Raw genomic sequence first — 24,280 nt, 5'->3', positions numbered from 1 at the left:
TAGAGACAGGAGCAGTTATGAACTTTTCCGATCTTGGAAAGATGAAAGAGATGCTCGGGCAGGCGAAGCAGATGCAGGAGCAGATGGAGCGGAAGCTGGCCGAGACGGTGGTGGAAGCTTCGACCGGCGGCGGAGTGGTGACGGTGCGGATGAATGGGAAGAAGGAGGTGCTGCGGCTGAGGATCGATCCTTCGGCTATTGGAAGCAGCGGCAGCGACCTGGAGCTTCTGGAGGACCTGATTACGGCGGCGGTGAATGAGGCGGGGCGGCGGGCGGATGAGGCGATGAAGTCGAGTATGGCTGGGATGATGGGTGGGATGGGATTGCCGGATCTGCCGGGGTTGACCTAATGGCGAACCGGTTTGCGGAGCCGATGACTCGGCTGATCGACGAGTTGCGCAAGCTGCCGGGAATTGGGACCAAGAGCGCTCAGCGGCTGGCGTTCCATGTACTGCGGTCGAGCGCTGAGGACGCGGAGGCGCTGGCGATTGCGATCCGGGAGCTGAAGGCGCATCTGCGGCTTTGTTCGGTGTGCAACAACATTACCGACGTCGATCCCTGCAGCTACTGCACAAGTCCTTCGCGGAACCAGCGGTTGATCTGCGTGATCGAAGAGCCGACCAACATCGCGACGATCGAAAAGACACGGAGCTATGCGGGGGTGTACCACGTACTGCATGGGACGCTCTCGCCGGTGAACGGGGTCGGTCCGGAGCATCTCCGCATCGGAAACCTGTTGACTCGCCTGGTGGATGCAGACGAGGTGATTCTGGCGACCTCTCCGACGACCGAGGGTGAGGCTACCGCTGGCTATATCGCTCACGAACTGCGCAAGGTCAAGAACGATTTGAAGGTGACTCGAATCGCTACCGGCGTGCCGGCCGGTAGCGATATCGAGTATGCGGATGAGGTTACGATGACCCGGGCTATGGAAGGACGCCGGGAGTTTTAGCCTAGGCTCCGACGGTTATGGTTCCATCGGGCGTCTTCGAGAAGGCGTGAACGAGCTTGCCCTCGGCGTCGATGTGGCGGAGCGTCAGCTTCTCGGGCGTCACTTCGAGGTGGCTGAAGCCATAGACCTTCTGGGCGTAGGGGCCGCGGGCTGACTCGGCGATCTTGAGGGTGTAGAGATCGGCACCGCCTGCGCCGGAGCTGACGAAGGAGGTGGGATGGCCTTCGAACTCCAGGTGCTGTAGATCGTGGTCGTGGCCGGCGAGGTAGAGGTGAACCTTGTGCTTCTGGAGTAGAGGCTCCCATTCCTTAATGAGAACTTGATGATCTCCGTGGGGTCCGTTCGAAAAGACGGGATGGTGGGCGATGACGACGAGGAAGGGCGTGGTGCGGGGCTTTTCTAGCTCCGCAGTAAACCAGGCGAGTTGTTCGGCTTGCTGCGCCGGTGTGAGGGTGAAGTTCACACCGTCGTCTTTATGTCCCATGGGCATATTGCTGTCCAAGGCGATCACGGTCATCAGCGGATTCTTCTTTGGGAACTCGTAGGTGTACCAGAGGGCCGGCTGGGTCCAGCGGGTACCGGGCTTGCGGGCGTAGGCCAGTTCGATGTCGACCTTGCTGTCGGGCATCTTCTGGTAGTCGTGGTTGCCCATGACCGAGTAGGCGGGGCAGTCGAAGGCGCTCTTGGGGTACATGTCCTCGAACTGGACCTTCCAGCGGAGGTCGTCGACGCCGTGAGGCATGGGACCGTACCAGCTATCGCCGAGCATCAACAGAGCCTCGGTCTTGAGGGAGTTGTGTTTGGCGTAGCTGACCATCGACCGGGCTACCCGAGCCTGGGCGGTGACGTCTTCCTCCCAGCCCCAGTCGCCGACCATGAGGATGTGTTTCGCCTTGGGATCAGCGGGCGTCTGGAGGCCGAAGCCGGTGCGGGCGCCCAGCGCTGCCAGGGCGCTGAAGGCGAAGCTCTGGCGCAGGAATGCGCGCCTGCCTGTGTCGATCGTGTATTCCATTGGTGTTGTCTATACCTTTTCGGCTGCGGAGCCGTTTGCGGTGCTGAGATCGGTGCCGGTCATCTCGTTGGGTTTCTGGAGGCCGAGGAGGGTGAGGATGGTGGGCGAGATGTCACGGAGGCTGCCGCCGGGACGAAGGATACGGTGGTTGGGGTTGAGGTCTGCGGAGACGAAGAGGAAGGGTACGGGGTTGGTGGTGTGCGCGGTATGAGGACCGCCGGTGAGGGGATCGATGAGCATCTCGGCGTTGCCATGGTCGGCGGTGATGAGGAGGTTTCCGGATCGTTGTTTGACGGCGTTGTAGATGCGGCCGAGTTGGGTATCGACGGTCTCGACGGCGCGGATGGTGGGTTCGAGTTTGCCGGAGTGACCGACCATGTCGGCGTTGGCAAAGTTGACGATGATGACGTCGAAGGCGGTATCGTTGACGGCCTTGATGACGGCGTCGGCGATGCCAGAGGCGGACATCTCGGGGGCAAGATCGTAGGTTGCGACCTTCTGTGAGGGGACGAGGACGCGGTCTTCACCCGGGAATGGCTTCTCGATGCCGCCGTTGAAGAAGTAGGTTACGTGAGCGTACTTCTCGGTCTCGGCGACGCGTAGGTTGCGGAGGTTGGCGTCGGCGAGGAGGTTGGCGAGGAGGTTGTCCATCGACTCGGCGGGAATGACGATGGGGAGGGCGAAGTTCTTGTCGTATTGGGTCATGCAGACGTAGTGGAGGTCCGCGGGGACGATGGCGAGCGGAATGGCTTCGTCGAGCTCGATGGCTTTGGGCAGGTTATGTCCCTGGCTGCCGACAGGATCGGCAGTCAGGCCGGAGCGGCGGGTGAGGACGCGGGTGACCTGGCGGACGCGATCGGCGCGATAGTTGAAGTTGATGACGACGTCTTCGTCGCGGATGAGGCCGATGGCGTTGCCTTCGAGGTTGGTGCAGGTGAAGGGTGGGATGAACTCGTCGGTTATTCCGCTGTTGTAGAGGTCCTTGATGCGGGCGCTGGGATCGGGATACGCGCCGCCTTCGGGGTGGCCTGTGACCATGGCGTCGAAGGCTTGGAGCTCCTTCTCCCAGCGGAGGTCGCGGTCCATGGCGAAGTAGCGGCCGGAGACGCTGGCGATGTTGCCGATGCCGATCTCGCGCATCTGCTGCTGGAGGGCTTCGAGGTAGCCGAGGCCGCTGTTGGGCATGGTGTCGCGACCGTCCATGAAGGCGTGGACGTAGACCTTGGCGAGCTTCTGTTGTTTGGCGAGGCGGAGGAGAGCGTAGAGGTGACGCTGGTGGGAGTGGACGCCGCCGTCGGAGAGCAGGCCGATGAGGTGGAGCGCTCTTCCCTTCTGCGCGGCGAGCTCGCAGGCTCGGACCAGGGTGGGATCGGTGTAGAGGCTGCCGTCGGCGATGGCGGTGTCGATGCGGGTCATGTCCATGCGGACGATGCGTCCCGCGCCGAGGTTGAGGTGTCCGACCTCGGAGTTGCCCATCTGGCCTTCGGGGAGGCCGACGAAGTGCTCGCTGGCTCGGATGAGCGTGTTGGGGTACTGCGCGAGGAGCGCGTCGTAGGTGGGTTTGCGGGCCAGGGCGATGGCGTTGCCGTGGGTGTTGGGGCTGTAACCCCAGCCGTCGAGGATGGCAAGTACGATAGGTGACTTAGGCATGTCTAGAGGACAGGATACCAAGGCTCGGTGAAGAACAAGTGACTGAAGGGCTGCAGGTTGGGTGGTCAGGGGCTTTCGGGTCGTCTATGGGTTGACGTGATGGGATCCTGAGACCTGGTGGTGTTCCCCTGTGGTGGCGCTGGTAGCGGATTCGTCCTCTCTTTCATGGCGCCCCCTCCCCCCGGCATTTGGGGTCAAAATCTTCTGAGGAAAAGGGTTCGCTTTGGACTTCCGGGCTCATCCTTTTCGGTTAAATGCTGAGACCCGGTTTTTGGCCGGGCCTTGTTTTGATCTCTAGTTCTATTTTACGAGGTGGACCATAACTAACGTGCCACTTTTATGTTGAGGTGGATCAAGGGGTTAGTTGATTTTGGGGGTTGACAGGCGATTTTGCTGGTGTTTTTGAAGGCGGCAGTTTTTGCCGCAGGGGATTGATTGCGTGAAGGCTCTATGGAAGGATTCCGCTGAACTGATATCTTGGCTCGCATGCAGATTCTTTCTGGTTCCTCTTTTCTGGCTGCGCGGCGGCTGCTTGTTCTGTCTTTTCTCTACTCGCCGATTTTTGCTCAGATGATGCCGCCGCTCAGGCGTCAGCCTACCCCGACCAAGGTCGTTGCCGAGCATATGGCGGCTTTTAGTGCCTGCGACTGGACTCGCTTGATGGCGCAGTTCCCTGACAACGTGGAGTTCTTTGGTCCGAACGGGCAGGTGGTGCGGGGAAAGGTGGCGCTGGGGAGGATGTTTTCGGAGGTGGTCAAGCCGCCGTCTCAGGGAGGCACCTGCGGGCTGAAGGTGGTGGCCGAGCACACGTTTATTGTGGGCGATACCATCAATGTTCAGTGGCGCGCTGATTCTCCTCTGCTGAAGGAGCCCTATCGCGGGGCGGACGCTTATGAGACCCGTGACGGCTTGATGGCGGCGCAGGTGACGACCTGGAATCCAGCCGAGTTGAAGTGGAAGACGCCTCCGATCGCGGGGCATAAATAGACGTTCCTGAGAGCCGCTGGTGGATGGATTGGAGCTGTCGCGCTGGGTGGCAAGGGTAAGTACGGACCACGCTGGCTCGAGCGCCAGACGACGAAGAGGAGCCACGAAGGCTCCTCTTTGTCGTCTCTAACTTCCGGCCTGTTTACTGTGGGGTGACGACTGCCTCTTTCTTGCTGATCTTCGCCAGGAAATCTTCGCCGACTTGAAGATGCTCGTCCGTCAACCGGAAGGGGGTGTGTGCCATCCACTCTGCCAGCGAGATATCTTCGTAGAACGGAGTCGGAAATACTTCGATAAACACCAGATCGGTGTCGCCGGTATTTTCGATGTAGTGGGGCATGGACTTTTCGATGTAGCCTACGTCCCCTTCCTCGAAGTCCATGGTGCGGGCGTGAGCTCCGGCGGCGAATACCGTCATTCGTCCCTTGCCGGTTACGTAGTACTGCCACTCGTCCTCGTTGGGGTGCCAGTGCAGTTCGCGAAGGCCGCCGGGCTTCAGCGTGACGATCGCCGCGGCGATGTTGGTCGCGGGCCATATCTTGCGGTCGATGATCTTCACCTCACCTCCGCGGGCCTTCTTGTTGGGCTGCATCTCGCTGGGACGGAAGTCGAAGGCGTGCGGGACGGGACCGGTGCCCTCCTCGGCCTGTCTCTTTTCTTCCGCGAGAGGGCGGGGCAACTCGCGCCCGAAGATAAACAACTCCTTCTTGGGCACCTTGGCGAAGGTCGATTCTGGAACTCCAAAGTTCTTCGCGAGTACCTCCGACGGGGTGTGGGCGAGCCAATCTGTAATCAAAAAAGTTTCAAATTCATTGAAGTTTCCATCGTCGAAGACGAGGAGGAAGCGGCAGCCATCGGGGCCCAGGCCCTGGATGGAGTGGGGTATGCCGCCGGGGAAGATCCATAGGTCTCCCTCCTTCACATCGCTTACGTGGCTGCGGCCTTCCTGGTCGACCGCGGTGATTCGCGCGGCGCCATAGAGCATCAGAGCCCACTCCGCACCTACGTGCCAGTGAAGCTCACGAATACCGCCCGAGATCAAGCGCATCTCCACGCCGGCCATCTTCTTCGAGATAGGAAGGTCGCGCACCGTTACCTGTCTCGTCCAGCCGCCCTGCTCCAGGCGTTTGTGCGCGAGGGAGAAGGAGTACTTGAACGGTTGTTGACCGCCTGCATCGGTCTCCGGAGCCCAGACAGAGTTGGGGTTTTGGCGATCCAGTGTTGTATTGTTCGGACCTGGTTCTTCCTCGTTTGGCAGATGATGATCTGCGGACCGCGGGACGGCGCGTGGCTCCTGCCCCTCGGCGGCTTGCAAGCCGGCCGCTGCGACTAACACGGCGGAGCCGGCTTCAAGAAATCTCCGCCGGCTCACCTTCGATTGAAATTTTTCTTCTAACAGGTTTTCTTCTGACACGTTGATATCCTCCAAGCTGGCTAGTTCCTTCATTTATTTTTAACGATTTAAATCTGTTTCGTTTGTCTGATTATTGTCAGCCTCAACTTATTGTCGGTCTCAACAAAAGTAGATGCTTTGGAGGTATTCTGATGTCAGAGCGCTTCCAAGCAATATCAGCTTTTAGCTTCTCTCCTTTTCTTTCTTCTTTCATTTTGACCCATTTACTTTGAACCGATAGGTCAAACTTAAGTAGCCTATGGTCAACGGCGCTCCGTGGCCGTTCTGTGTCATTAATCCTCCGGGCGAGAAGTGTCCTACTCCGGCGTTTACTACCCAATAGTCGTGAAAGACGTACTTGCCGGCAGCATCGAACTCCCTGCCCAGGGTGTCGCTCAAGAATCCTCCGGCAGGCGGTGCTATCACTACGCCAGCAGGGCCGCTATAGACGTTATCGTGGACCGAGGCGACGTTCAACCACTCCTGCTGGATCAGCAAGGTAAGATGGCGAGCAGGATTTAGATCAAGGTTGATTCGATCCTGCTTGATATTCTGAAAGCCGAATAGATCTGTCAGTCCGAATGCGTTGTGGTTACTGGGATATTGCTGATCGAAGGTTCCCATGCGCTTCGGATCGCGACCGGAGTTTCCTGAGGCAAAGTCGTACTCTGCGCGCAGCCGTGGCTTCCATGGGACGCGCAACGCACTGTAGCCGGCCTTTATATACCCTACGCTGGCATGGATCGACTCATTCGAGTAACTGCCGCGCTGCAGAGCTCCGAGGGCGTTGTAGTCAAACCATCCAAAGAGTCTACCGGTGATCTCTGCACCAGGAGTTACAGCAGTTTCGCTGCCCTTGATTCCCTGCTGACCCGTCACCGACGGAAATGCCTTGACATACACGAAGGGCTGAATGGTTGTGTGGGGCACCCATGTCTCGATGGTTCCTACAGCGCCGTGAAAGGTGAGGCCGTCGCCATGCTTATCGAGCGAAGTAGGATTGACATCCACGACCGATGTACTGAAGAGATCGAGACGATTCTTATCTCCGATGCGAGCAAGAAAGCCGTCCCAGGTGCGGCTGTTGTTTGTCCAGTCGCTGATGCCGACTAGTCGCTCATCGCCGTACTTCAACTCTTGACGCCCGGCAAAGATCTTCAATTTACTAACGTGAAGTTCAAGATAGGCTTGCCTGGCATCGAAGCTATCCCGCATGTTGCCTGCAACGAATTCCAGTGGGAGACCCAAAGCGTGGGTGTCCTGAAACTGGATGTATCCAGTGAGCCACTTGAGAGGCCGAACCTCCAGGCCACCCCTGACACGAGTAAGGTCATATACCTGGGCGTTGCCTGATTGATAGTTGATGGAGGTCTGACTCTCAGTGCGCTCTCGAAGGTCCATGTCCAAGGTAGCCCACTTAGGTACCCCGCTTAGTTGGAATGGTTGGACCTTGCCCAAGTTCTGAGGATAGTCGACGTATTGTTGCGCAAGCGCAGGCGATAAACCTAAGGTCCAACCAGCAATTACAAACCCTAAACTAACCCATCGCCTCAACGCTGTAGCTAACCGCATCGTATTGCACGCGATTGTCATTCTGCTACCACATTCACTCTCTTTTACCTGACGTCCGCAACGGATCTGTTGCCTAAGAAATCTGATGCGCGTATTGAGTCGAAAGGTGCAGCACTTGAGCGTTCTCCATTTACGAGTCATCGAGTCTCTTTTATAAGTTGAGCTGTCTATAACTAGTTGCGTCACAGCATAAAGTTATCGAAAGAAGATAGGCAACTTCTCGAGTACTGCCATTGGCGATACGAACGAATAACGCTGTCTACTGAAGGCTTCGGCGGTGGGCGATATCAGAAAAGTAAGGTCTTGATTCCATAATTTTTATGGGATCTTTAGCCAAGGCCTTCTTGATGCAAAAGTAATGCATTTCCATAAGTGGGTAAATTGTTCAAGAAGTAGTTCTATTAGGCGGGGAGGTTAATGAGCTTAGATATTGGGTTGCGTTCTTATTAGCAAGGTGGAGGTCAAGCTATGTTTCTAGAGTTCTATGGAGTGAGTTATGGGTGGTCTCCGCGGTAGTTTTTTGTAGGTGATTGGACCGGTCGAGTCGGACATAGGCAACAGAAGAGTGTTAACAAGTCTTTCGGCTCCGCTGCCCACGATGTATTGTGGGCAGCGGAGCCGAAGGATGGGACTCTTGCGATGTTGAAAGAGGATTCTGTTATTCGCCGAAGTTGATGGACTCGATACCGAGGAATTCGGCGGATTGGCCGAGCTCTTCTTCGATGCGGAGGAGCTGGTTGTACTTGGCGATGCGGTCGGTGCGGCTGGCGCTGCCGGTCTTGATCTGACCCGCTCCTGTGCCGACGGCGAGGTCGGCGATGAAGGTGTCTTCGGTCTCGCCAGAGCGGTGGCTGATGATCGAGGTATAGCCGAAGCGGCGGGCCAGCTCGATGGCTTCGAGAGTCTCGGAGACGGTGCCGATCTGGTTGACCTTGATGAGGATGGAGTTGGCGACCTTCTGCTCGATTCCCTGCTGCAGGCGCAAGGTGTTGGTGACGAAGAGGTCGTCGCCTACGAGCTGCACCTTATCGCCGATGAGCTCGGTGAGATGACGCCAGCCGTCCCAGTCGTCTTCGGCGAGGCCGTCTTCGATAGAGACGATGGGGTACTGGTTGACCCAGGACTCCCAGAAGGCGGACATCTCTTGTGAGGAAAGCTCGCGCTTGTCGGACTTCTTGAAGACGTACTTGCCGGTCTCCTTGTTGTAGAACTCGCTGGAGGCGGGATCGAGAGCGATGGCAATCTGTTCGCCGGGGGTGTAGCCGGCGAGCTCGATGGCTTCGAGGATAAGGTCGACGGCCTCGTCGTTGGACTTGAGATTGGGAGCGAAGCCGCCCTCGTCGCCTACGGCGGTGTTGTAGCCCTTCTTTTTGAGGACGCCCTTGAGGGTGTGGAAGACCTCTGTGCCCCAGCGGAGGGCGTCGGAGAAGGTCTCCGCGCCTACGGGCATGACCATGAACTCCTGGAAGTCGACGTTGGAGTCGGCGTGGGAGCCGCCGTTGAGGATGTTCATCATAGGCGTGGGCAGGAGGCAAGCGTTGACGCCGCCGAGGTAGCGGTAGAGAGGCAGCTTAAGCGCGAGGGCGGAGGCGCGAGCGCAGGCCATGGAGACGGCGAGGATGGCGTTGGCTCCGAGCTTGGACTTGTTCTCAGTGCCGTCGATAGAGATCATGGTCGCGTCGATGAGGCGCTGGTTGGAGGCGTCCATGCCGGTAAGTTCGGGGGCGAGGATGGACTCGACGTTTTCGACGGCCTGGAGGACTCCCTTGCCGAGGTAGTGCTCCTTGTCGCCGTCGCGGAGCTCGACGGCTTCGTGCTCGCCGGTGGAGGCTCCGCTGGGGACGGCGGCGCGGCCCTTGATGCCGCCTTCGAGGACTACGTCGGCTTCGACGGTGGGATTGCCCCGGGAATCGAGGATTTCACGGGCGTGGATGGAGACGATCTCGGTCATGTTGCTCCTGTTTTTGGGGTCGGAAGAGGGATAGTTGGCCACGACGCGGTGGTTGAGGCGGTCGTTCAATTTGGGGCGGCGGTCGACGCGGACGGGGGCACCGCCGGTTGCGGCGATGGTCATTACCAATTCTGCGTCGGGTCGGCTCACCTGTTGGATTCTAGCAAAGGGGTGTGGCAGTGGTGTGACTTGGTACGGCGTAACGGTGATTCGGGGGATAAGTGCTGATTTTCACTGATGTCACCGATTTTCGTGGGTGTGCGCGTAGAGGCTTATTAGCAGGGTGGGTTCCTGGGCGTCATTTTGTGGCTGGGAGAGGGGCTGAACTACTACCTTTGAGTCTAACGATATGCCGCGCGGCGACTGGCTGGCGCGGAGGATTTTTAGAACGACCGAGGAACTTGCCATGAAGCTGTCGATTGCTACCGCCGCGTTTGTCCTGTCCACCGTACCTGTGCTTGCCCCGGGTGTGGGATTTGCCCAGACTACAGGGGTGTCGAACCCGGATCAGAGCGAGATCAAGGCGACTCCGGATGCTCCGCCTATGGAGAGGCGGCCTCTGACGAAGCCTGCGGCGGGGACTCCGGTTGCTCCAGCGCCGGCGGTTGTTGCTGCTCCTCCGACGAGCCAGAGTGGTGAGGTCTATGGGGCTTATGTGCCGTATCATGCGCCGGGGGCTCCGGCTGCCCCGGTGACGTTGAGCAAGAGCGCCTTCGATCCGGACGCGAATATTGTGACGGAGGTTGATCGGACTCCGCCTGCGGTGGTCAATCCGGCAGTGTATGACGAGGGCGTGGTGATCAGCGTTCCGGAGAAGGATGGAGAGCTTCGCGAGGGGACGCTGTTGAAGGGGCGGATCAAGCACGAGCTTTCTACGGCGACGACGGCGGAGGGTACACCCTTTTCAGCCGAGTTGACCGAGGATGTGCTGAAGGATGGGAAGGTGATTCTTCCTACGGGCGCGTTGTTGGAGGGCAAGGTGACGCAGGTGCACAGCGGACGCAGGATCTCGGGCTCGGCGATGATGCATCTGGAGCCGCGCAGCGTGACGCTGCCGGATGGGACGCAGTACATTTTGCATGCGCAGTTAATCGATACGAGCGCTCATAGCAGCACCAAGATAGGAAGTGAAGGGACGCTGGTGCGTCGCGACCATGCAAAGGAGACGCTGGCGGTGGTTGGCGGCGTGACCGGAGCAGGCGCCGTGGCTGGAGCGATGATCGGCGGTGGGGTTGGTGCGGTGGTTGGAGCTGGGATCGGTGCTGGAGCGGGAACGATCGTGTGGTTGAAGCAGGACCGGCAGGCCACTCTGCCGCAGGATTCACTGCTGGTGTTCAGCTTGACGACTCCGATGATCCTGAAGCCGATGCATGTGGCGAATGTGGGCGGCCAATAACTTCTTCGAAGTAGAGCCCGCCTTCTTCGGACGGCGGGCTTTTTCTTTTGTCGGAGTATTGATGGCTGGCTGTGGTTCTGCTTTCGGGGAAGACAAAAGCAGATCCCTGCGGGATGACAAACAAGAAGGGATTACAGACAAAAGGAGCGATGGGCTGCAAATAGGAATGCGGCGTTAGCCGCGGATCTGGGCTAGGAGGCGTTTCCAGTTCTTTTGGTTGCGGCGGTAGCTCTTTTTGAGGTCTTCGAGGATGCGTTCGAAGTCGGCGTGGCCGCTGAGTTTGCGCCAGGCGGGGTTGATGGAGAACCATGGGTAGTTTTCGTTGCCGAGGTAGATGGCGCGGCGGAGCCAGTGGAGGGCTTCGGACTCGTCACCTTCGAGGGCGAAGTAGGTGGCTAGGCGGTAGGCCATCTCGGAGTCGGCTTCGGCGGCGGAGAGGGTCTCGTCGACGATGAAGGTGGCGGCCTTGTCGCGGTCTCCAAGCTGGACGTAACAGAGGGCGATGGTGGGGTAGACGATGCGGAGGGAGGTCTCGTCGCGGATGACGTTTTCAAGGGTTTCGATGGCGCGGGGCAGGTCTCCGGTACGCATCTGCTGGTAGCCGAGGGAGATACGCAGAAGAGGTTGCTTGGGTTCGAGGGTGAGGCCCTTTTCGATCTCGTCTCCGGCAAGTTCCATCTGATTTTGGTATTGGTAGACGCGGGCGCGGTTGTTGTAGATGAGTGCGGCGTTGGCGGGGTTCATGCGCAGGGAGATGTTGAACTGATCGAGGGCTTCGTTGTACATGCCGTCGATGCGCAGGGTCTGGCCGGCGACCAGGTGGACGTTCCAGTCGTTGCTGGCGGTCTGGAGAAGATGCTCGATGCCGTGGCGGGCCGACTCTTTTTCGCCTCGGGAGAGCAGCATGTAGACGCGGTAGAGATTGGCTTCTACGGAGCCGGGGTCGAGCTGGAGGGCCTTGTCGAAGGCGCGGCGGGCTTCGAGGACGTGCATCTGACCGCCCAGGCCGTGGCGAGCGTACTGGAGGTGGGTGATGCCGAGGCCGGACCAGCCCGGGGCGTAGTCCTCGTCCTGCTTGACGACGGACTCGAAAAGCTCGCGGGAGCGGTCGAGATCGTCGCGGCTGCCGGTGCGGGACATGAAGGAGGAGAGTACGGCGCGGGCCTGGAGGTACTCCTCGGAGACATCCTGCGCGAGCGATGTGCCGCGGGAGGTCTCGTTGGGAAACTTGAGATCTCCGAAGCCCTGCAGGGTGCTGAAGACCTCGTTGCAGATTTCGGACTGGACGGAGACGAGGTCGAAGGAGGCGACGTTGATGGAGCCGCCGGCGCGGACGCTCTGGCTGGGGACGTCGAGGAGCTGCCAGTTGAGGTCGAAGCCCTTGTCAGAGCGGAGGAAGTTGCCGGCCAGGACGAAGTGCACGAGGAGCTTCTTGCCGACGCTGAGAGGATCGAGCTGCTGGGTGGAGACGGACATCAGCGAGCTGGAGGGGCGGACGACGAGAGACGGCATGCGGGCGAGGCGAGCGCCGATGGCGTCAGCCAGGGCGTATCCGTAGAGCGGGGCTACATCGGCGGGGCCGTAGTTGATGAAGGGCAGGACGACGATGCTGTTTTGCTTGCTGACGTCGGGGCCGCCGGACTCGCGGAAGCGCTCGGCGAGCATGGAGAGGATGCCGGTGCTGCGCTTCTCTTCCTCGGGGGCGTCAGTGTGGTTGAGCTGAAGGCGGCCCTGCGAGGGGAGGAGGGCCATGGAATCTCCGAGTGCGCCGACGGAGTCGAGCTGCATGGAGCGCATGATCATCTTGAGCGACTCGCGGACGTCGGCTGCGGAGGCGAAGCGGGCGGAGGGCTGCTTTTCGAGGCAGCGCAGGATGACGGACTCGAGCTCTACGGGGAGTTCGGGTGCGATGTCGCGGATGGAGGGTGGATCGGCGAACTGGATGGAGCGGATGGTCTGGAACTCGGGTGCGTCGGGGCGGTGGAAGGGATGACGGCCGGTGGCGAGCTCGTAGAGGATGAGGCCGAGGGCGAAGATATCGGACTGCACAGAGGACTGGCCGGTGACGAACTGCTCCGGGGCCATGTAGGCGATGGTGCCGCCGCGGGCGGTGTAGGTGGCTCCGGGACCGGCGGGGGTGCGGGCGTTGGCGGGGCCGGTGGGATCGAACTCGGCCTGATCGAGGTTGAGGCGGCGGGCGAGGCCGAAGTCGAGGATCTTGATGAGGCCGCCGTCGGTGAGCATGACGTTGGCGGGCTTGAGGTCGCGATGGAAGATGCCGAGCATGTGCGCGGCGGAGAGACCGTCCGAGATCTGGATGCCGGCGGAGAGGACGAGTTGGAGGCTGGAGGGGCCTTCGGAGATGAGCTTGTCGAGGGATTTTCCGGGGATGTACTGCATGACGATGTAGGCTTCTTCGCCGGTGCCGGACTCAGCGGGGGCTTCGCCTACTTCATAGATGGCGCAGACGTTGGGGTGGTCGATGGCGGAGGCGAGACGGGCTTCGCGGAGCTGCGTGGTACGCATCTGCTGGATGGTGAGGTTACCGCGCTTGAGGAGTTTGAGGACGACGGGGCGCTGGAGAAGGGTGTCGGTGGCGAGGAAGACGACTCCGCTGCCGCCGGCGCCGATCTTGCGGATGAACTCGTAGTGCTCGATTGTGCGGCGCTTCATAGGTTCATTATCGCAAGGTCGAGGGTGTGGAGGGTTTGCAAAGGGTATTTGTTGGCTGAAACAGTTACGAAACTATCTGGATGGGCTTGATAGGGGCCGCTCAAAATTCTTTATTCTCTCTGCTCGACATTTTCATTCCTATGATAGATTTCTTCGGACAAAGAGTGAGCTGACTTTAATGGCTGCTCCGGGCTCCGGCTTCCCTTTCGTTGATTGGTGAATTCTCCCAGTATGTAATGACCGGGCCTGACGAATGCGGGAATAGCGATGTCGCGAGATTGTCTCTTCTCCGGACACTCAGACGTTGACGTCCAGCATATGTAAAACGCAGATCAACCTGAGGAGAAAACTCATGAAGCAGCCAAATATTGTGCGGCCACACGGTGGCGTGCGTGGAGCGAATTTGTCACGAGGGTCGGTTCTTTTTCAAGGTGCGTTTGGGCGCATCTTCCGGACGCTACCGGCGGCGGATTTTCCGGACGACAGAAAGAGCGAAAAACACCTGGAGGAGTTGGGCAAGCAGATGAGTGCCGACTTCGACGCTCCCAAGGACGGACCGGACGCGGAGGAGAGCGGTCTTCCGGCGGCGTTCACGTACTTTGGGCAGTTCATCGATCATGACCTGACCTTCGACCCGGCGAGCAGCCTGCAGAAACAGAACGATCCGGATGCGTTGGTGGACTACAGAACTCCGAAGTTCGATCTGGACAATCTGTATGGGCGAGGGCCTGACGATCAACCGTATCTCTACGACGATGGACGATTTTTCCTGAGAGGTCCGGCACTTACCGGAGCGGCGAAGAATGCTGGCGCGACGGACCTGCCGCGGAGTGTGGCGACTCCGAAGGCTACCGATCCAGCGAACCAGAAGCCTAACCGGCTGAGGGCGATCATCGGCGATCCGAGGAACGATGAAAATACCATCGTGTCTCAGTTGCAGGGATTGTTTCACCGCTTTCATAACCGAATCGCCACGCAGCATGAGCATTGGGGTTTTACGCGGATTCAGCAGGAGGTGCGGTTTCACTACCAGTGGGTTGTCCTGCATGACTTTCTACCTGCCGTGGTCTCAGAGGCGGTGTTGGACCAGATCATTCCAGGGGGGATCAAGAAGCTTGGCCATGTCGACCTGCACCTGAAGTACTACCACCCGAAGGAAGATGCGTTCATGCCGTTGGAGTTTTCAGCGGCGGCGTACCGGTTCGGGCACTCGATGGTTAGGCCGGGGTATCGGCTGAGCGAGACGGTGGGCCCGGTTCCGATCTTCTCGACTACGGCGGGTCAGCTCGATCTGCGTGGGTTTCAGCCTCCTCCGGAGAACTGGGCGATCGATTGGCGGCGGTTCATCGACCTGGAGCCGATGGACTATGGGACGCTCGTGGATAGTCCGGACCAGAAAGATCCTCACAATATCAACCGGATGCAGCTGGCGTACAAGATCGATACGTCTCTGGTGAATCCTTTGGCTGGATTGCCTCTTTCGGTGGCGTCGGATCCGCCTCCGAGCCTGGGGGCCAGGAACCTGCTGCGCGGTTGGAGGATGCGGTTGCCGAGCGGACAAACTGTCGCCAAGGCGATGGGACTGGTTCCGCTGGCGGATAAGGATATTCAGATTGGAAAGTTTACCGGCGACAAAGCGGATATTCGAATGACGATCGATAAGGTTGCGGGAGGAGCGTTTGCCGGCAACTGTCCGCTGTGGACTTACATTCTGGCGGAGACCGTCGAGTCTACGGTAGAGGTAAAGACCTTGCAGGGAGCGAAGAAGATCTCGACGAGGAAGCTGGGACCGGTTGGCGGAAGGATCGTCGCGGAGACGTTCCTGGGAATCATGCTGGCTGATTCGAGCTCTTACCTCACGCAGGATCCTCTGTGGCAGCCGGAGGCCGTGAAGGCGGGCGGCAAGTTCGGATTGCGTGAGCTGATCGAGGAGGCTTTGAAGGGATAAGCTTGTGGAGGCCCAGGGTCTTGGGGCCTCCGCTGTCTTTCTCTAAACGGCGTGAGCTATGGGAGAGGGCGGTCGCCTTTTTCCCAAGGGCGCGGATCGATGGGGTCGTCCTGCCACTTCTGGCGTCTGCCAACCACAAACATGATGAGGCCGAAGATAAACATGAGGCCGCCCCAGGTGAGATTGAGGTTGATGCCCATGGACTTCTCGTAGATCTCGGCGCTGTTGCGAGTGACGAAGCCGTAGATGCTCATGATTCCGCCGGTGATGAGAAAGATGAGACCTAGGGGGATGCGGATGTCGAGTCCCATTTGAACTCCTGGGTTAGGGATTGCGGTTTGGGTTAGGCGAAGACGAGGTTGAGGGCTACGAGCATGACGAGGACGGCGATCGCAAGGGTGGCGGGTTTCTGGTACCACCTGAGGTGATGTTCTATGGGTTTCGGAGTGAGGGAGTAGACCAGGCCAACCAGGTCGCGCTCGGCGCGTGGCGTTGTGACGAGCGAGACCAGGATGGTAATCACGAGATTGATAGAGAAGGCGAAGATGGCGGTCCAGAAGTTCTGAGCCATGTCGCTTGGGTACTGGTGGAGGACGGTGATCCAACCACCGTGTATGCCGGGGGCAGCGTCGACGGGCAAGGTAAGACCGTGGTGGACCAGCGCGGCGATGGTTCCGGAGAGCAGGCCGGTGAAGGCGCCGTGGCCGGTGGTCCGTTTCCAGAACATGCCGAGGAGGAAGGTGGCGAAGAGAGGCGCGTTGACGATGGAGAAGACGAGCTGAAGCGCGTCCATGATGTTGTTGAAGTTGGTGACGGCGTAGGCTGCGCCAACGGAGAGCAGGATGCCTCCGATGGTCGCCATACGGCCCATCCATAAGTAGTGCGCGTCGGTGGCCTTCTTGTTGATGTACGACTGGTAGATGTCGTAGGTCCAGACGGTATTGAAGGCGGTGACGTTGCCCGCCATGCCGGACATGAAGCTGGCCAGCAAAGCCGTTAGGCCGAGGCCGAGGATGCCTGTGGGGAAGAAGTGCAGCAGCATCACCGGGATGGCGAGGTCGTAGTTATAGACCGGGTTGCCGGAGGAGTCGAGGACGGCCTTGCCGCTCAGCGGATCTGTCTTGAGAGGGATGATGCCCTTGGGATGCTCGTCGTCGAGCGCACCGGTTGATTTGGAGACGGTCGCGCTGGGCATGGTGCCGGGAGGCGAGCTGACAATGGTGTGTCCTGAGACGGCTGCGGCGCGGGCGGAGGGGATCGCGGGATTCGCAGTCGCCATCTTCGAGGTGACGCTGACGGCGATGAGACCGGGCAGGATGACCAGGAAGGGAAAGAACATTTTGGGAATGGCGGCGATGAGGGGGACGCGGCGGGCGGAGATCTCGGAGTCCGCGGCCATGGCGCGTTGGATGACGAGGAAGTCGGTACACCAGTAGCCGAAGGAGAGGACGAAGCCGAGACCCATGGCCAGACCGACCCATTCCACTCCGAGGGTGTTGGTTGAGGCGTGGGCCATGCCCTTCCAGGAGTGGGTCATGTTGGAGGGGAGGGTGTTCTTGATTCCCTGCCAGCCGCCTACGTTGCGAAGACCGATCCAGACCAGTGGCGCAAAGCCAGCGACGATGAGAAAGAACTGCAGCACCTCGTTGTAGATGGCGCTGGTGAGTCCTCCAAGGAAGATGTATCCGAGGACGATGACCGCGCTGAGGATGATGCTGACGTGGAAGATCCAGGCGTCGGGGATGATGCCGTGAAAGAGTCCCAGCGTCTGGATGAGCAGAGCCATCGCGTACATCGAGATGCCGGAGGAGAGCACGGTCATGATGGCGAAGGAGAAGGCGTTGACGGCGCGGGTCTTCTCGTCGAAGCGCATGCGCAGGTACTCGGGCACCGAACGAGCCTTCGACCCGTAGTAGAACGGCATCATAAAGACGCCGACGAAGACCATGGCGGGGATGGCGCCGATCCAATAGAAGTGGCTGGTGATGATGCCGTACTTCGCGCCCGAGGCGCCCATGCCGATGACTTCCTGCGCTCCGAGGTTGGCGGAGATGAAGGCTAGGCCGCAGACCCAGGCGGGGATGGAGCGTCCGGCGAGAAAGAAGTCGTTGCTGGTGCGCATGTAGCGCTTGAGGGCAAAGCCGATGCCCAAAACAAAGACGAAGTAGACCAGCATAATCAGCCAGTCGATGAGCGAGAGGTTCACGATATGCCTTATAAGTGCAATTCTAGCGGCGATGCCGCATCGCGCAACTGTAAACGGTTTAGTGCCATGCGTCTAGCCGGAAGCGGATGGGAAGATCTGCCCGGGCCTGGGAATTTTTTTCAACAAAAGGGGTAAACTCTGCTTGGTCGTTTTGCATCCAACGCCTTTAAGCGCAAACTCATATGACGGATGTCGGACAAAGGCTGTCAATGGGCTCAGGGTTAATTTCCCTTGCAGACCACGAATTATTGAACGGAGTTAGCAGAAGAATGACACCAGCCGTGCTCTTGATTGATGACAATGCGGTACAGGCAGCGACACGGCAGACGATTTTACGAAGGGCTGGATATTTCGTAATTGCGGTGTTGAATCCACGGCGCGCTCTGGATCAGCTTAAGAATAGCGAATTTCCCGCCGAAGTTGGGCTGATTATTACCGACCATATGATGCCGGAGATGAGTGGATCGGAGTTCGTGGAGGAGCTTCGGATTACTCATCCCGATCTGCCTGTACTGGTGATCAGCGGGTTGGACGAGGCGGAGGCCGACTACGTGGGGCTGGACGTGGTCTTCCGGGTTAAACCTCTGCTTCCGGATAACTTGCTGGCCAGTGTGCATAATCTGTTGCTGCCGGATCAGTCTCGAGCCTGATTGATTCCAAACACCCTGCCGTGAGATAAAGAGACCATCTTAAAAAATGAGCGCGATTTTGCGCGTCGGGTGCGGCGGTTCCCCAAGAGCGCTTTCTTATTGCTTTTGTGCGGTAACCAAGCAGCTTTGTTGCTGTTCCCTGCTGCCCCTGAGAGAATGGCAGGAGAGGAAACATGCGACTGCACCCGATGCCGGAGTTTGGCAGCTTTACCTTGCTGCTGGCTCTTACTTTAAGCGCTTATACGTTGGTGATGGGTGGAATAGCGCTTTGGCGTACGCGGTCGGGCAGGCTCGACGCGGGCGCAGGACGGCTGGGTGAGACGGCCCGGCGGGCGGGCATCAGCAGCTTCGTCGCTTTGACCGGGGCAGCGTTCGCGCTGGTGTGGGCCTCGTTCACGAACGACTACTCCGTCTCTTATATTCTTCATCATACGAACCGGGCGCTGCCCACTGCCTATAAGTTCTCCGCCTTGTGGTCTGGGCAGGAGGGCTCTCTTCTGCTGTGGGCATGGCTGTTGAGCGCCTATGGGTTTGTGCTGCGGATTCGCCATCGGGTGGATGTGCGGCTTACAGCGTTTGCTTCCACGATTTTGGCAGCGATACAGCTCTTCTTTCTTCTTCTACTGAACTTTGCCGCGCCGCCGTTCGCGATTCAACCGGGGCCGGTGCCTCAGGATGGATTCGGTTTGAATCCATTGCTGCAGTATCCGGAGATGGTGATCCATCCTCCGATGTTGTATCTGGGATACGTTGGGTTCTCGGTGCCGTTCGCATTTGCGCTGGGTGCGTTGATGATGAGGTATCCAGGGGAGAAGTGGATCCATATCACCCGCCGATGGACGATGGTGACTTGGCTGTTCTTGACCTGCGGAATCTTTCTGGGGGCGCACTGGGCCTATAGCGTGTTGGGCTGGGGCGGATACTGGGGCTGGGATCCGGTCGAAAATGCCTCTCTAATGCCGTGGCTGACGGGCACTGCGTTTCTGCATTCGGTCATGATGCAGGAGAAGCGCGGGATGATGAAGACCTGGAACGTGTGGCTCATCTTCTCGACCTTCATGCTGACGATCCTGGGGACGTTGCTGACGCGGTCGGGCATCGTGAGCTCGGTTCATGCCTTCGCATCGTCCGATATCGGCGATTGGTTCTACGGGTTCATCATCGTGATCTTTGGAGTTTGCCTGTTTACGTTCTTCAAGCAGAAGGACCACTTGAAGAGTGAGAATCGGCTGGAGTCGCTGGTGAGCCGGGAGTCGAGCTTTCTGTTCAACAACCTGGTGCTGCTGGCGGCCTGCTTTACGGTTCTTTGGGGGACCCTCTTCCCTGTTTTGAGTGAGTATGTGCAGGGCACGAAGGTCACTGTTGGTGCGCCGTTCTATAACCGGGTGAATTTACCCATCGGGTTGTTTCTGTTGTTCCTGACGGGAATCGGTCCACTGCTCGCGTGGCGTTCGACGTCGCTACGTTCGATCCGGAGAAACTTCGTCCTGCCGGGTATTGCGATGGGCGTCACGTTTATCGCAACGATGGTGTTGGGAGTTCGGCCGTGGAGTGCGGGTGACGACATGCAGGCGGAGCTCTTCTCCCTGATTACGTTCACGCTGGCAGCCGGGGTAACGACGGCGATTGCGGCTGAGTTCCTGCGCGGCGCGGGAGTGGTGAGGACGCAGACGGGCAAGAATCTGCTGACCTCAACGCTTTTGCTGGTACGGCGCAACACACGACGGTATGGCGGTTATGTGGTGCACTTCGGGATCGTGGTGATGTTCATTGGGATCGCCGGCGGCGCGTTCAATCAGTCGCGTGAACAGGAGATGGGCTTTGGCGACTCCATGCAGTTGGGGCCGTTCAAGCTGGTGTGCCAGAGCTTTACCCAGGACAGCAATCCGAACTTCGATACGGAGTATGCGCTGCTCGACGTCTTCAAGGGCGGAAAAAAGCTGACGCAGTTGGCGCCGGAGAAGCGGTTTTATATTGCAAGCCAGACCTCCTCGACGATGGTGGCGTTGCGGTCTACTTTGGCGAACGATCTCTATGTGATCTATGAGGGTAAGAATCCCGATACGGACAAGCCGATCATCAAGGTGTTCCTGAATCCGCTGATGAACTGGATCTGGATCGGAGTACTGATTGTGGTCTTTGGAACGTTCCTGGCGCTGGTGCCGAATATGGTCCGAGTGGCTGTGCCTGCACGGGTTCCAGTAGTGGCCCCGATCGCGGCTGAGGCTCATCATGCTTAAACGGATGAGCCAGGGTCTGATCGTCTGTCTTCTTGCGGTGGTAATGCTTGGAGCGGGCGACGCTAACTCGCGGTACGGCAGGATCGGCCACCATATGATGTGCGCCTGTGGCTGTGGGCAGATCCTGCTGGAGTGCAACCATGTGGGATGTCCTGACTCGGACCGCATGATTGGGGAGCTGCGGCAGCAGGTCGCGAGCGGCGGCACCGACACTTCGATCATGAACTGGTTCGTGGAGAAGTATGGGGCGACGGTGTTGGCTGCGCCGATGCGCGGCGGCTTCGATAACGTTGCGTGGATCGTTCCGCTGGTTCTGTTCGTTCTCGGTACGCTGGGCACGGCAGTTCTGATTCGAGTCTGGAAGCTGCGTAGCGGCAGGCATATCCCTATCTCAGCGGCGGTGGGAGCCAGCAACGTGGATGGGATGCGCGAACGAATTCGCAGGGAGACGGAGTACTGATGAGCATTCTGGCTGCGATTGGCCTTACCCTGGCCCTATTTCTTTATATCTTCTGGCCAGACCGCAATCCCTTTGTGCAGGTAGATAAGACGCGGGTGGACTATCTACGCGAACGCAAGGACGTCATCTACGAGAACCTGCGTGACCTGAGCTTCGAGTTCCAGGCCGGCAAATATCCGGAGGCGGACTATGAGCGTCAACGGATTGAGCTGGAGGATGAGGCTGCGCTAGTTCTCTCGGAGATCGACGCACTGACGGCTCGAGGCGTGCTGGGTCGACGGGTAAAGGCTTAGATCATTCCTACGGACACAAAGTGGAGCTCAATCCGCACTATGGGTCTTGAGTCCGCGGCACGCAATAGGTAAGCCGTTCTTCCGACTACTCTCCTCGAACTTCGAAGACTAACGCTTCTTCTTTGCCGCAACCTTCGCTGGAGCTTTCTTGGCCGGAGCCTTCTTGAGCGGAGCGCTCTTTGCTGGAGCCTTCAAGACAGCTTTTTTCGCCGGGGCCTTCGCGGGGGCTTTTTTCGCCGCTACTTTGACCGGGGCGTGTTTTACATGTGCCTTCTTCGCTGCGACCTTCACCGCAGCCTTCTTAGCCACAACTGGCTTTGCCGCTACCTTCTTCGCAGGAGCCTTTGCCGCTGGCTTCGCGACGGCCTTTACTGCCTGCTTGACGGGCGCCTTCCCTTTCACTGCAGGCGCGGCTGGCTTGGCGATCGTCTTTGAGGCGATCTGAGGAGCGGAGGCCTTTTTGCTCTCGCCTGTCGCTGGTTTGGCCGGAGCCGCGACCACAGGAGCAGTCTTGGCGACCGGCGCGGGCTTCACGACGACAGCCTTCGTTGCCTTTACAGGCTTTTCGATGGCTTCGTCGTCTTCATCCACTTCGTCATCTTCGTCCGCATCTACATCCGGTTCGGGCAGCTCGATCTCATCGCCGTCGTCAGAGAGATTGTCCTCGTCATCCTCGTCGCCGGTGTCCTTCTTCTTGCCCTTGGCGACTTTGGCGTCCTTCTTGGCCGCTCGGGGCCGACGCAGGTGTACCGTAGGCGGCGGAGCGGGCGGCGAGTAAGGCTCGAGGAAGGCCTTCATCTCTTCGACGGTGCCCAGGTTTCCGTCCATCAGCTCGAAGAAGAGTTTGTCCAACAGCTCGCCGTAGCCTGGGATACCGGGCACAATCCGCATCTCCTGCATCTGGGCGTATGGAATCTTCAACTTAGCCTGTGGCCACTCGGTGTAGAAGCTCTTGAACTTCGCCAGCACGGAGGGGCTCTTGCTGGTGTGTGCCGCCCATAGGACCGCCTCAGGCTTGGCGGTGTGCAGCAGCTTCCAGGCCTGCGACGGCAGGGCCGCGCCTTTGCCTGTGAACTGGGTCAAAAACTCCTTGGTGTCGCCTTCGAGCGCGGCGATCTCATCCACAAAGCCCTTCCGCGGGAAGCTCTCTTTCAGAGAGGCGATCTCCTTGGGGGTCATCTTTGCGGTCAATAGCGGAAAGTTCGCTGCCGCTGCCTCGGGATGAATACCCTGCATCTGCAACTGGGTCTGGCTCTCGCGCAGACGGTCCAGCTCCGGAACATTGGCCTTGGCCGCGCTCAGCGCTGGAAAGAGGTGCTGCATCCAACCCTCGTTCTCCAGCCGCCGCAGGACACGCAGAGGATCCTCCTCGTGGAAGATCTCCTCCGTCTCATAGCCGCGGTGGAAGTCCTGCATCGCAGAGATATAACCCTCTTGCTTGCCGGTCTCATAACGGGCCTGAGTCCGCTCTTCCATCGTCCAGCCGAGGCGAGCCATGTAGCGGGCCGCACGGATCATCCGCACCGGATCTTCGATGAAGCCGTAGTTGGTGACTAGCCGCAGCTCGCGGTTTTCGATGTCCGCCACGCCGTTCAGGGGGTCCATCAGCAGGCCGTAGGAGCCGTCGTTGAGGGAGAGGGCCATGGCGTTCGCGGTAAAGTCCCGCCGCCGAAGGTCCTCAAGGATGGTCGCAGGTTTGACGAGCATCTTGCCGGGCTTGGGGAAGGTGACCGACAGCGTGCTGCCAATCTCCATCCGCACCCCACCCTCAAATCGAACAAAGAGGGACTGGCCGGTTTCGAACTCTCCCGAGATCGAGCCGCCAACTTTCTCTATATCTTTCTTGAGCTTGAGAGCATTTCCCTGAACCACTACATCCAGGTCTCTTACGGGCGATCCACTGGTAAGATCGCGTACTGCACCGCCTACGAGAAATACCGTAAGCCCTTTGGCACGAGCAACTTCGCGCACTGCAAGTAACGCCGCCTGTTGCGCGGCAGAAAGTCTGTTTTCAAGCAGGTAGATGTAGTCGGCCATATCTGCTGCGTACACTCCATACCGGCGGTTGCCGGGTTTGCGCCATTCAGCCTAAACCGCCCGCCGTCCAGCCCGAATCGGTCCTTGTCCCATATCTCTACAGACTGCAGATCCCGACTCTAAAGCCCGACATATCAACCGTTTAGAAAGATCTTGAAGCTCAACGCAAAGCTCAAATGTAACACAGCAGTGGCAAATTCGCTACCCTGTTTGCACCTTTTCCGTTGCTCGGCTCGGCAGCATGCGACAATCCGCCTGAACGTTTATGCCGTCTTCCTCCCATAAGAAGGTCATCCTTCGCCGATTTCGTCCAGGTGGCCAGACCGACATCCTCCCCGGTTACCTGGCTGTCTCGGGCTTCGTCCGCAACCGCGCCCTGGATCTGCTGGACCTCTCTGGCCGGGTGGTGCCCATCCTGCTCAACGATCTGAAGCTGATCAGCTATGTCCGCGACTTCAACCTCAACGACACCGTTAACCCGGAACGTCTGACCCGCCGTACTTTCCTGGCGCGGCCCCGCTCTGAGGGTCTTTGGCTCCGGCTCAGTTTTACCTCCGGTGATCTCCTGGAAGGACTTGCTCCGACCGACCATACCCTGCTCGACGATCTCGTCAACGACGCGGGCCTGTTCCTTACCCCGCCCGATATACGCTCCAACACCCAGCGCATCTTCGTCCCGCGGACCTCCATCGCTGAGTTGACCCTGCTGGCTGTCATCACCTCTCCCTCCAAGAAGAAGCCAGGGCCTCTCGATCCGGGAACAATGACTAACGACCAGCAGCAGGATCTCTTCAGCGCGGAGCTTCCGCCGAACGCCCGCCCGAACTAGCATTCTCGCCTGCCGTCGAATAGCGGATGTC

19 protein-coding genes are annotated in these 24,280 nt (G+C 59.0%); 10 read left to right on the top strand and 9 right to left on the bottom strand.

What is annotated here, in order from left to right; translation table 11 throughout:
• The first annotated feature begins 17 nt into the window (after positions 1–17).
• Positions 18–350: a YbaB/EbfC family nucleoid-associated protein gene (locus HB393_RS01785; RefSeq protein ID WP_213803421.1), complete on the top strand. Its 333-nt coding sequence runs from the start codon at positions 18–20 to the stop codon at positions 348–350.
• Positions 350–952, top strand: coding sequence for a recombination mediator RecR (gene recR / locus HB393_RS01780; protein WP_213803420.1), 603 nt, complete (start codon positions 350–352; stop codon positions 950–952). The genes HB393_RS01785 and recR overlap by 1 nt, the downstream gene beginning before the upstream one ends.
• A gap of 1 nt (position 953) precedes the next feature.
• Here the strand turns inward: recR and HB393_RS01775 are convergent, their stop codons facing one another.
• Positions 954–1,964 (bottom strand): metallophosphoesterase, encoded by a 1,011-nt coding sequence (locus tag HB393_RS01775; RefSeq protein ID WP_213803419.1) that lies wholly within the window; start codon positions 1,962–1,964, stop codon positions 954–956.
• Between the two features lie 9 nt (positions 1,965–1,973).
• Positions 1,974–3,614, bottom strand: a complete 1,641-nt coding sequence (gpmI, locus tag HB393_RS01770) for a 2,3-bisphosphoglycerate-independent phosphoglycerate mutase (protein ID WP_213803418.1) — start codon at positions 3,612–3,614, stop codon at positions 1,974–1,976.
• 486 nt (positions 3,615–4,100) lie between these two features.
• Between gpmI and HB393_RS01765 the strand changes: the two genes are divergently transcribed.
• Positions 4,101–4,601: a nuclear transport factor 2 family protein gene (locus tag HB393_RS01765; protein WP_213803417.1), complete on the top strand. Its 501-nt coding sequence runs from the start codon at positions 4,101–4,103 to the stop codon at positions 4,599–4,601.
• A gap of 142 nt (positions 4,602–4,743) precedes the next feature.
• Here HB393_RS01765 and HB393_RS01760 read toward each other — a convergent pair whose 3' ends face one another.
• From HB393_RS01760 to eno, 3 genes are all read right to left on the bottom strand, one after another.
• Positions 4,744–6,015 carry a cupin domain-containing protein gene (locus tag HB393_RS01760; RefSeq protein ID WP_345944977.1) on the bottom strand — a complete coding sequence of 424 codons (1,272 nt, stop codon included), beginning with the start codon at positions 6,013–6,015 and terminating at the stop codon, positions 4,744–4,746.
• Between the two features lie 189 nt (positions 6,016–6,204).
• Positions 6,205–7,566, bottom strand: coding sequence for an alginate export family protein (locus tag HB393_RS01755; RefSeq protein ID WP_255550747.1), 1,362 nt, complete (start codon positions 7,564–7,566; stop codon positions 6,205–6,207).
• A 658-nt stretch (positions 7,567–8,224) separates the two neighbouring features.
• On the bottom strand, positions 8,225–9,517 hold the full coding sequence (gene eno, locus HB393_RS01750; protein WP_213803657.1) for a phosphopyruvate hydratase: 1,293 nt from the start codon (positions 9,515–9,517) through the stop codon (positions 8,225–8,227).
• 406 nt (positions 9,518–9,923) lie between these two features.
• Between eno and HB393_RS01745 the strand changes: the two genes are divergently transcribed.
• Positions 9,924–10,913, top strand: coding sequence for a hypothetical protein (locus tag HB393_RS01745; RefSeq protein ID WP_213803414.1), 990 nt, complete (start codon positions 9,924–9,926; stop codon positions 10,911–10,913).
• Between the two features lie 174 nt (positions 10,914–11,087).
• Here the strand turns inward: HB393_RS01745 and HB393_RS01740 are convergent, their stop codons facing one another.
• Positions 11,088–13,586: a serine/threonine-protein kinase gene (locus HB393_RS01740; RefSeq protein WP_213803413.1), complete on the bottom strand. Its 2,499-nt coding sequence runs from the start codon at positions 13,584–13,586 to the stop codon at positions 11,088–11,090.
• A gap of 352 nt (positions 13,587–13,938) precedes the next feature.
• On the opposite strand from HB393_RS01740, the gene HB393_RS01735 reads away from it, so the two are divergent.
• The gene (locus HB393_RS01735; protein ID WP_213803412.1) at positions 13,939–15,534 is read left to right on the top strand and encodes a heme peroxidase family protein; all 1,596 of its coding nucleotides are present in this window, start codon (positions 13,939–13,941) and stop codon (positions 15,532–15,534) included.
• 56 nt (positions 15,535–15,590) lie between these two features.
• Here HB393_RS01735 and HB393_RS01730 read toward each other — a convergent pair whose 3' ends face one another.
• Positions 15,591–15,845 (bottom strand): hypothetical protein, encoded by a 255-nt coding sequence (locus tag HB393_RS01730; RefSeq protein WP_213803411.1) that lies wholly within the window; start codon positions 15,843–15,845, stop codon positions 15,591–15,593.
• 32 nt (positions 15,846–15,877) lie between these two features.
• Positions 15,878–17,740 carry a sodium:solute symporter family protein gene (locus HB393_RS01725; RefSeq protein ID WP_213803410.1) on the bottom strand — a complete coding sequence of 621 codons (1,863 nt, stop codon included), beginning with the start codon at positions 17,738–17,740 and terminating at the stop codon, positions 15,878–15,880.
• Between the two features lie 269 nt (positions 17,741–18,009).
• Here HB393_RS01725 and HB393_RS01720 point away from each other — a divergent pair, with 269 nt between their 5' ends.
• The 4 genes from HB393_RS01720 (at position 18,010) to HB393_RS01705 (ending at position 21,383) form a co-directional block, all read left to right on the top strand.
• A complete protein-coding gene (locus HB393_RS01720; protein WP_213803409.1) occupies positions 18,010–18,390 on the top strand; it encodes a response regulator in 381 nt (126 codons plus the stop codon).
• Positions 18,391–18,563: 173 nt separating this feature from the next.
• A complete protein-coding gene (locus tag HB393_RS01715; RefSeq protein ID WP_255550708.1) occupies positions 18,564–20,630 on the top strand; it encodes a heme lyase CcmF/NrfE family subunit in 2,067 nt (688 codons plus the stop codon).
• Entirely contained in the window at positions 20,623–21,090 is a 468-nt protein-coding gene (locus tag HB393_RS01710; protein ID WP_213803408.1) for a cytochrome c-type biogenesis protein CcmH, read from the top strand. Before HB393_RS01715 ends, HB393_RS01710 begins: the two co-directional genes overlap by 8 nt.
• The gene (locus HB393_RS01705; RefSeq protein ID WP_213803407.1) at positions 21,090–21,383 is read left to right on the top strand and encodes a hypothetical protein; all 294 of its coding nucleotides are present in this window, start codon (positions 21,090–21,092) and stop codon (positions 21,381–21,383) included. The genes HB393_RS01710 and HB393_RS01705 overlap by 1 nt, the downstream gene beginning before the upstream one ends.
• A gap of 108 nt (positions 21,384–21,491) precedes the next feature.
• Here HB393_RS01705 and HB393_RS01700 read toward each other — a convergent pair whose 3' ends face one another.
• Positions 21,492–23,420 carry a CCA tRNA nucleotidyltransferase gene (locus HB393_RS01700; RefSeq protein WP_213803406.1) on the bottom strand — a complete coding sequence of 643 codons (1,929 nt, stop codon included), beginning with the start codon at positions 23,418–23,420 and terminating at the stop codon, positions 21,492–21,494.
• Positions 23,421–23,685: 265 nt separating this feature from the next.
• On the opposite strand from HB393_RS01700, the gene HB393_RS01695 reads away from it, so the two are divergent.
• Positions 23,686–24,249, top strand: a complete 564-nt coding sequence (locus HB393_RS01695) for a hypothetical protein (RefSeq protein ID WP_213803405.1) — start codon at positions 23,686–23,688, stop codon at positions 24,247–24,249.
• Positions 24,250–24,280: the final 31 nt, after the last annotated feature.

It is taken from the genome of Granulicella sp. dw_53 (assembly GCF_018449545.1).
Classification (GTDB): domain Bacteria; phylum Acidobacteriota; class Terriglobia; order Terriglobales; family Acidobacteriaceae; genus Edaphobacter.
The sequence above is the reverse complement of the archived record's forward strand: the minus strand, read 5'-3'. Positions and strand labels throughout refer to the sequence as shown.

Coding starts and splice junctions, on each gene's coding strand:
- HB393_RS01705 (WP_213803407.1), top strand. CDS start 21,090: ATGAGCATTCTGGCTGCGATTGGCCTTACCCTGGCCCTATTTCTTTAT.
- HB393_RS01730 (WP_213803411.1), bottom strand. CDS start 15,845: ATGGGACTCGACATCCGCATCCCCCTAGGTCTCATCTTTCTCATCACC.
- HB393_RS01700 (WP_213803406.1), bottom strand. CDS start 23,420: ATGGCCGACTACATCTACCTGCTTGAAAACAGACTTTCTGCCGCGCAA.
- HB393_RS01765 (WP_213803417.1), top strand. CDS start 4,101: ATGCAGATTCTTTCTGGTTCCTCTTTTCTGGCTGCGCGGCGGCTGCTT.
- HB393_RS01775 (WP_213803419.1), bottom strand. CDS start 1,964: ATGGAATACACGATCGACACAGGCAGGCGCGCATTCCTGCGCCAGAGC.
- HB393_RS01735 (WP_213803412.1), top strand. CDS start 13,939: ATGAAGCAGCCAAATATTGTGCGGCCACACGGTGGCGTGCGTGGAGCG.
- HB393_RS01755 (WP_255550747.1), bottom strand. CDS start 7,566: ATGCGGTTAGCTACAGCGTTGAGGCGATGGGTTAGTTTAGGGTTTGTA.
- recR (WP_213803420.1), top strand. CDS start 350: ATGGCGAACCGGTTTGCGGAGCCGATGACTCGGCTGATCGACGAGTTG.
- HB393_RS01715 (WP_255550708.1), top strand. CDS start 18,564: ATGCGACTGCACCCGATGCCGGAGTTTGGCAGCTTTACCTTGCTGCTG.
- HB393_RS01710 (WP_213803408.1), top strand. CDS start 20,623: ATGCTTAAACGGATGAGCCAGGGTCTGATCGTCTGTCTTCTTGCGGTG.
- HB393_RS01740 (WP_213803413.1), bottom strand. CDS start 13,586: ATGAAGCGCCGCACAATCGAGCACTACGAGTTCATCCGCAAGATCGGC.
- gpmI (WP_213803418.1), bottom strand. CDS start 3,614: ATGCCTAAGTCACCTATCGTACTTGCCATCCTCGACGGCTGGGGTTAC.
- HB393_RS01695 (WP_213803405.1), top strand. CDS start 23,686: ATGCCGTCTTCCTCCCATAAGAAGGTCATCCTTCGCCGATTTCGTCCA.
- HB393_RS01745 (WP_213803414.1), top strand. CDS start 9,924: ATGAAGCTGTCGATTGCTACCGCCGCGTTTGTCCTGTCCACCGTACCT.
- HB393_RS01720 (WP_213803409.1), top strand. CDS start 18,010: ATGACACCAGCCGTGCTCTTGATTGATGACAATGCGGTACAGGCAGCG.
- eno (WP_213803657.1), bottom strand. CDS start 9,517: ATGACCGAGATCGTCTCCATCCACGCCCGTGAAATCCTCGATTCCCGG.
- HB393_RS01785 (WP_213803421.1), top strand. CDS start 18: ATGAACTTTTCCGATCTTGGAAAGATGAAAGAGATGCTCGGGCAGGCG.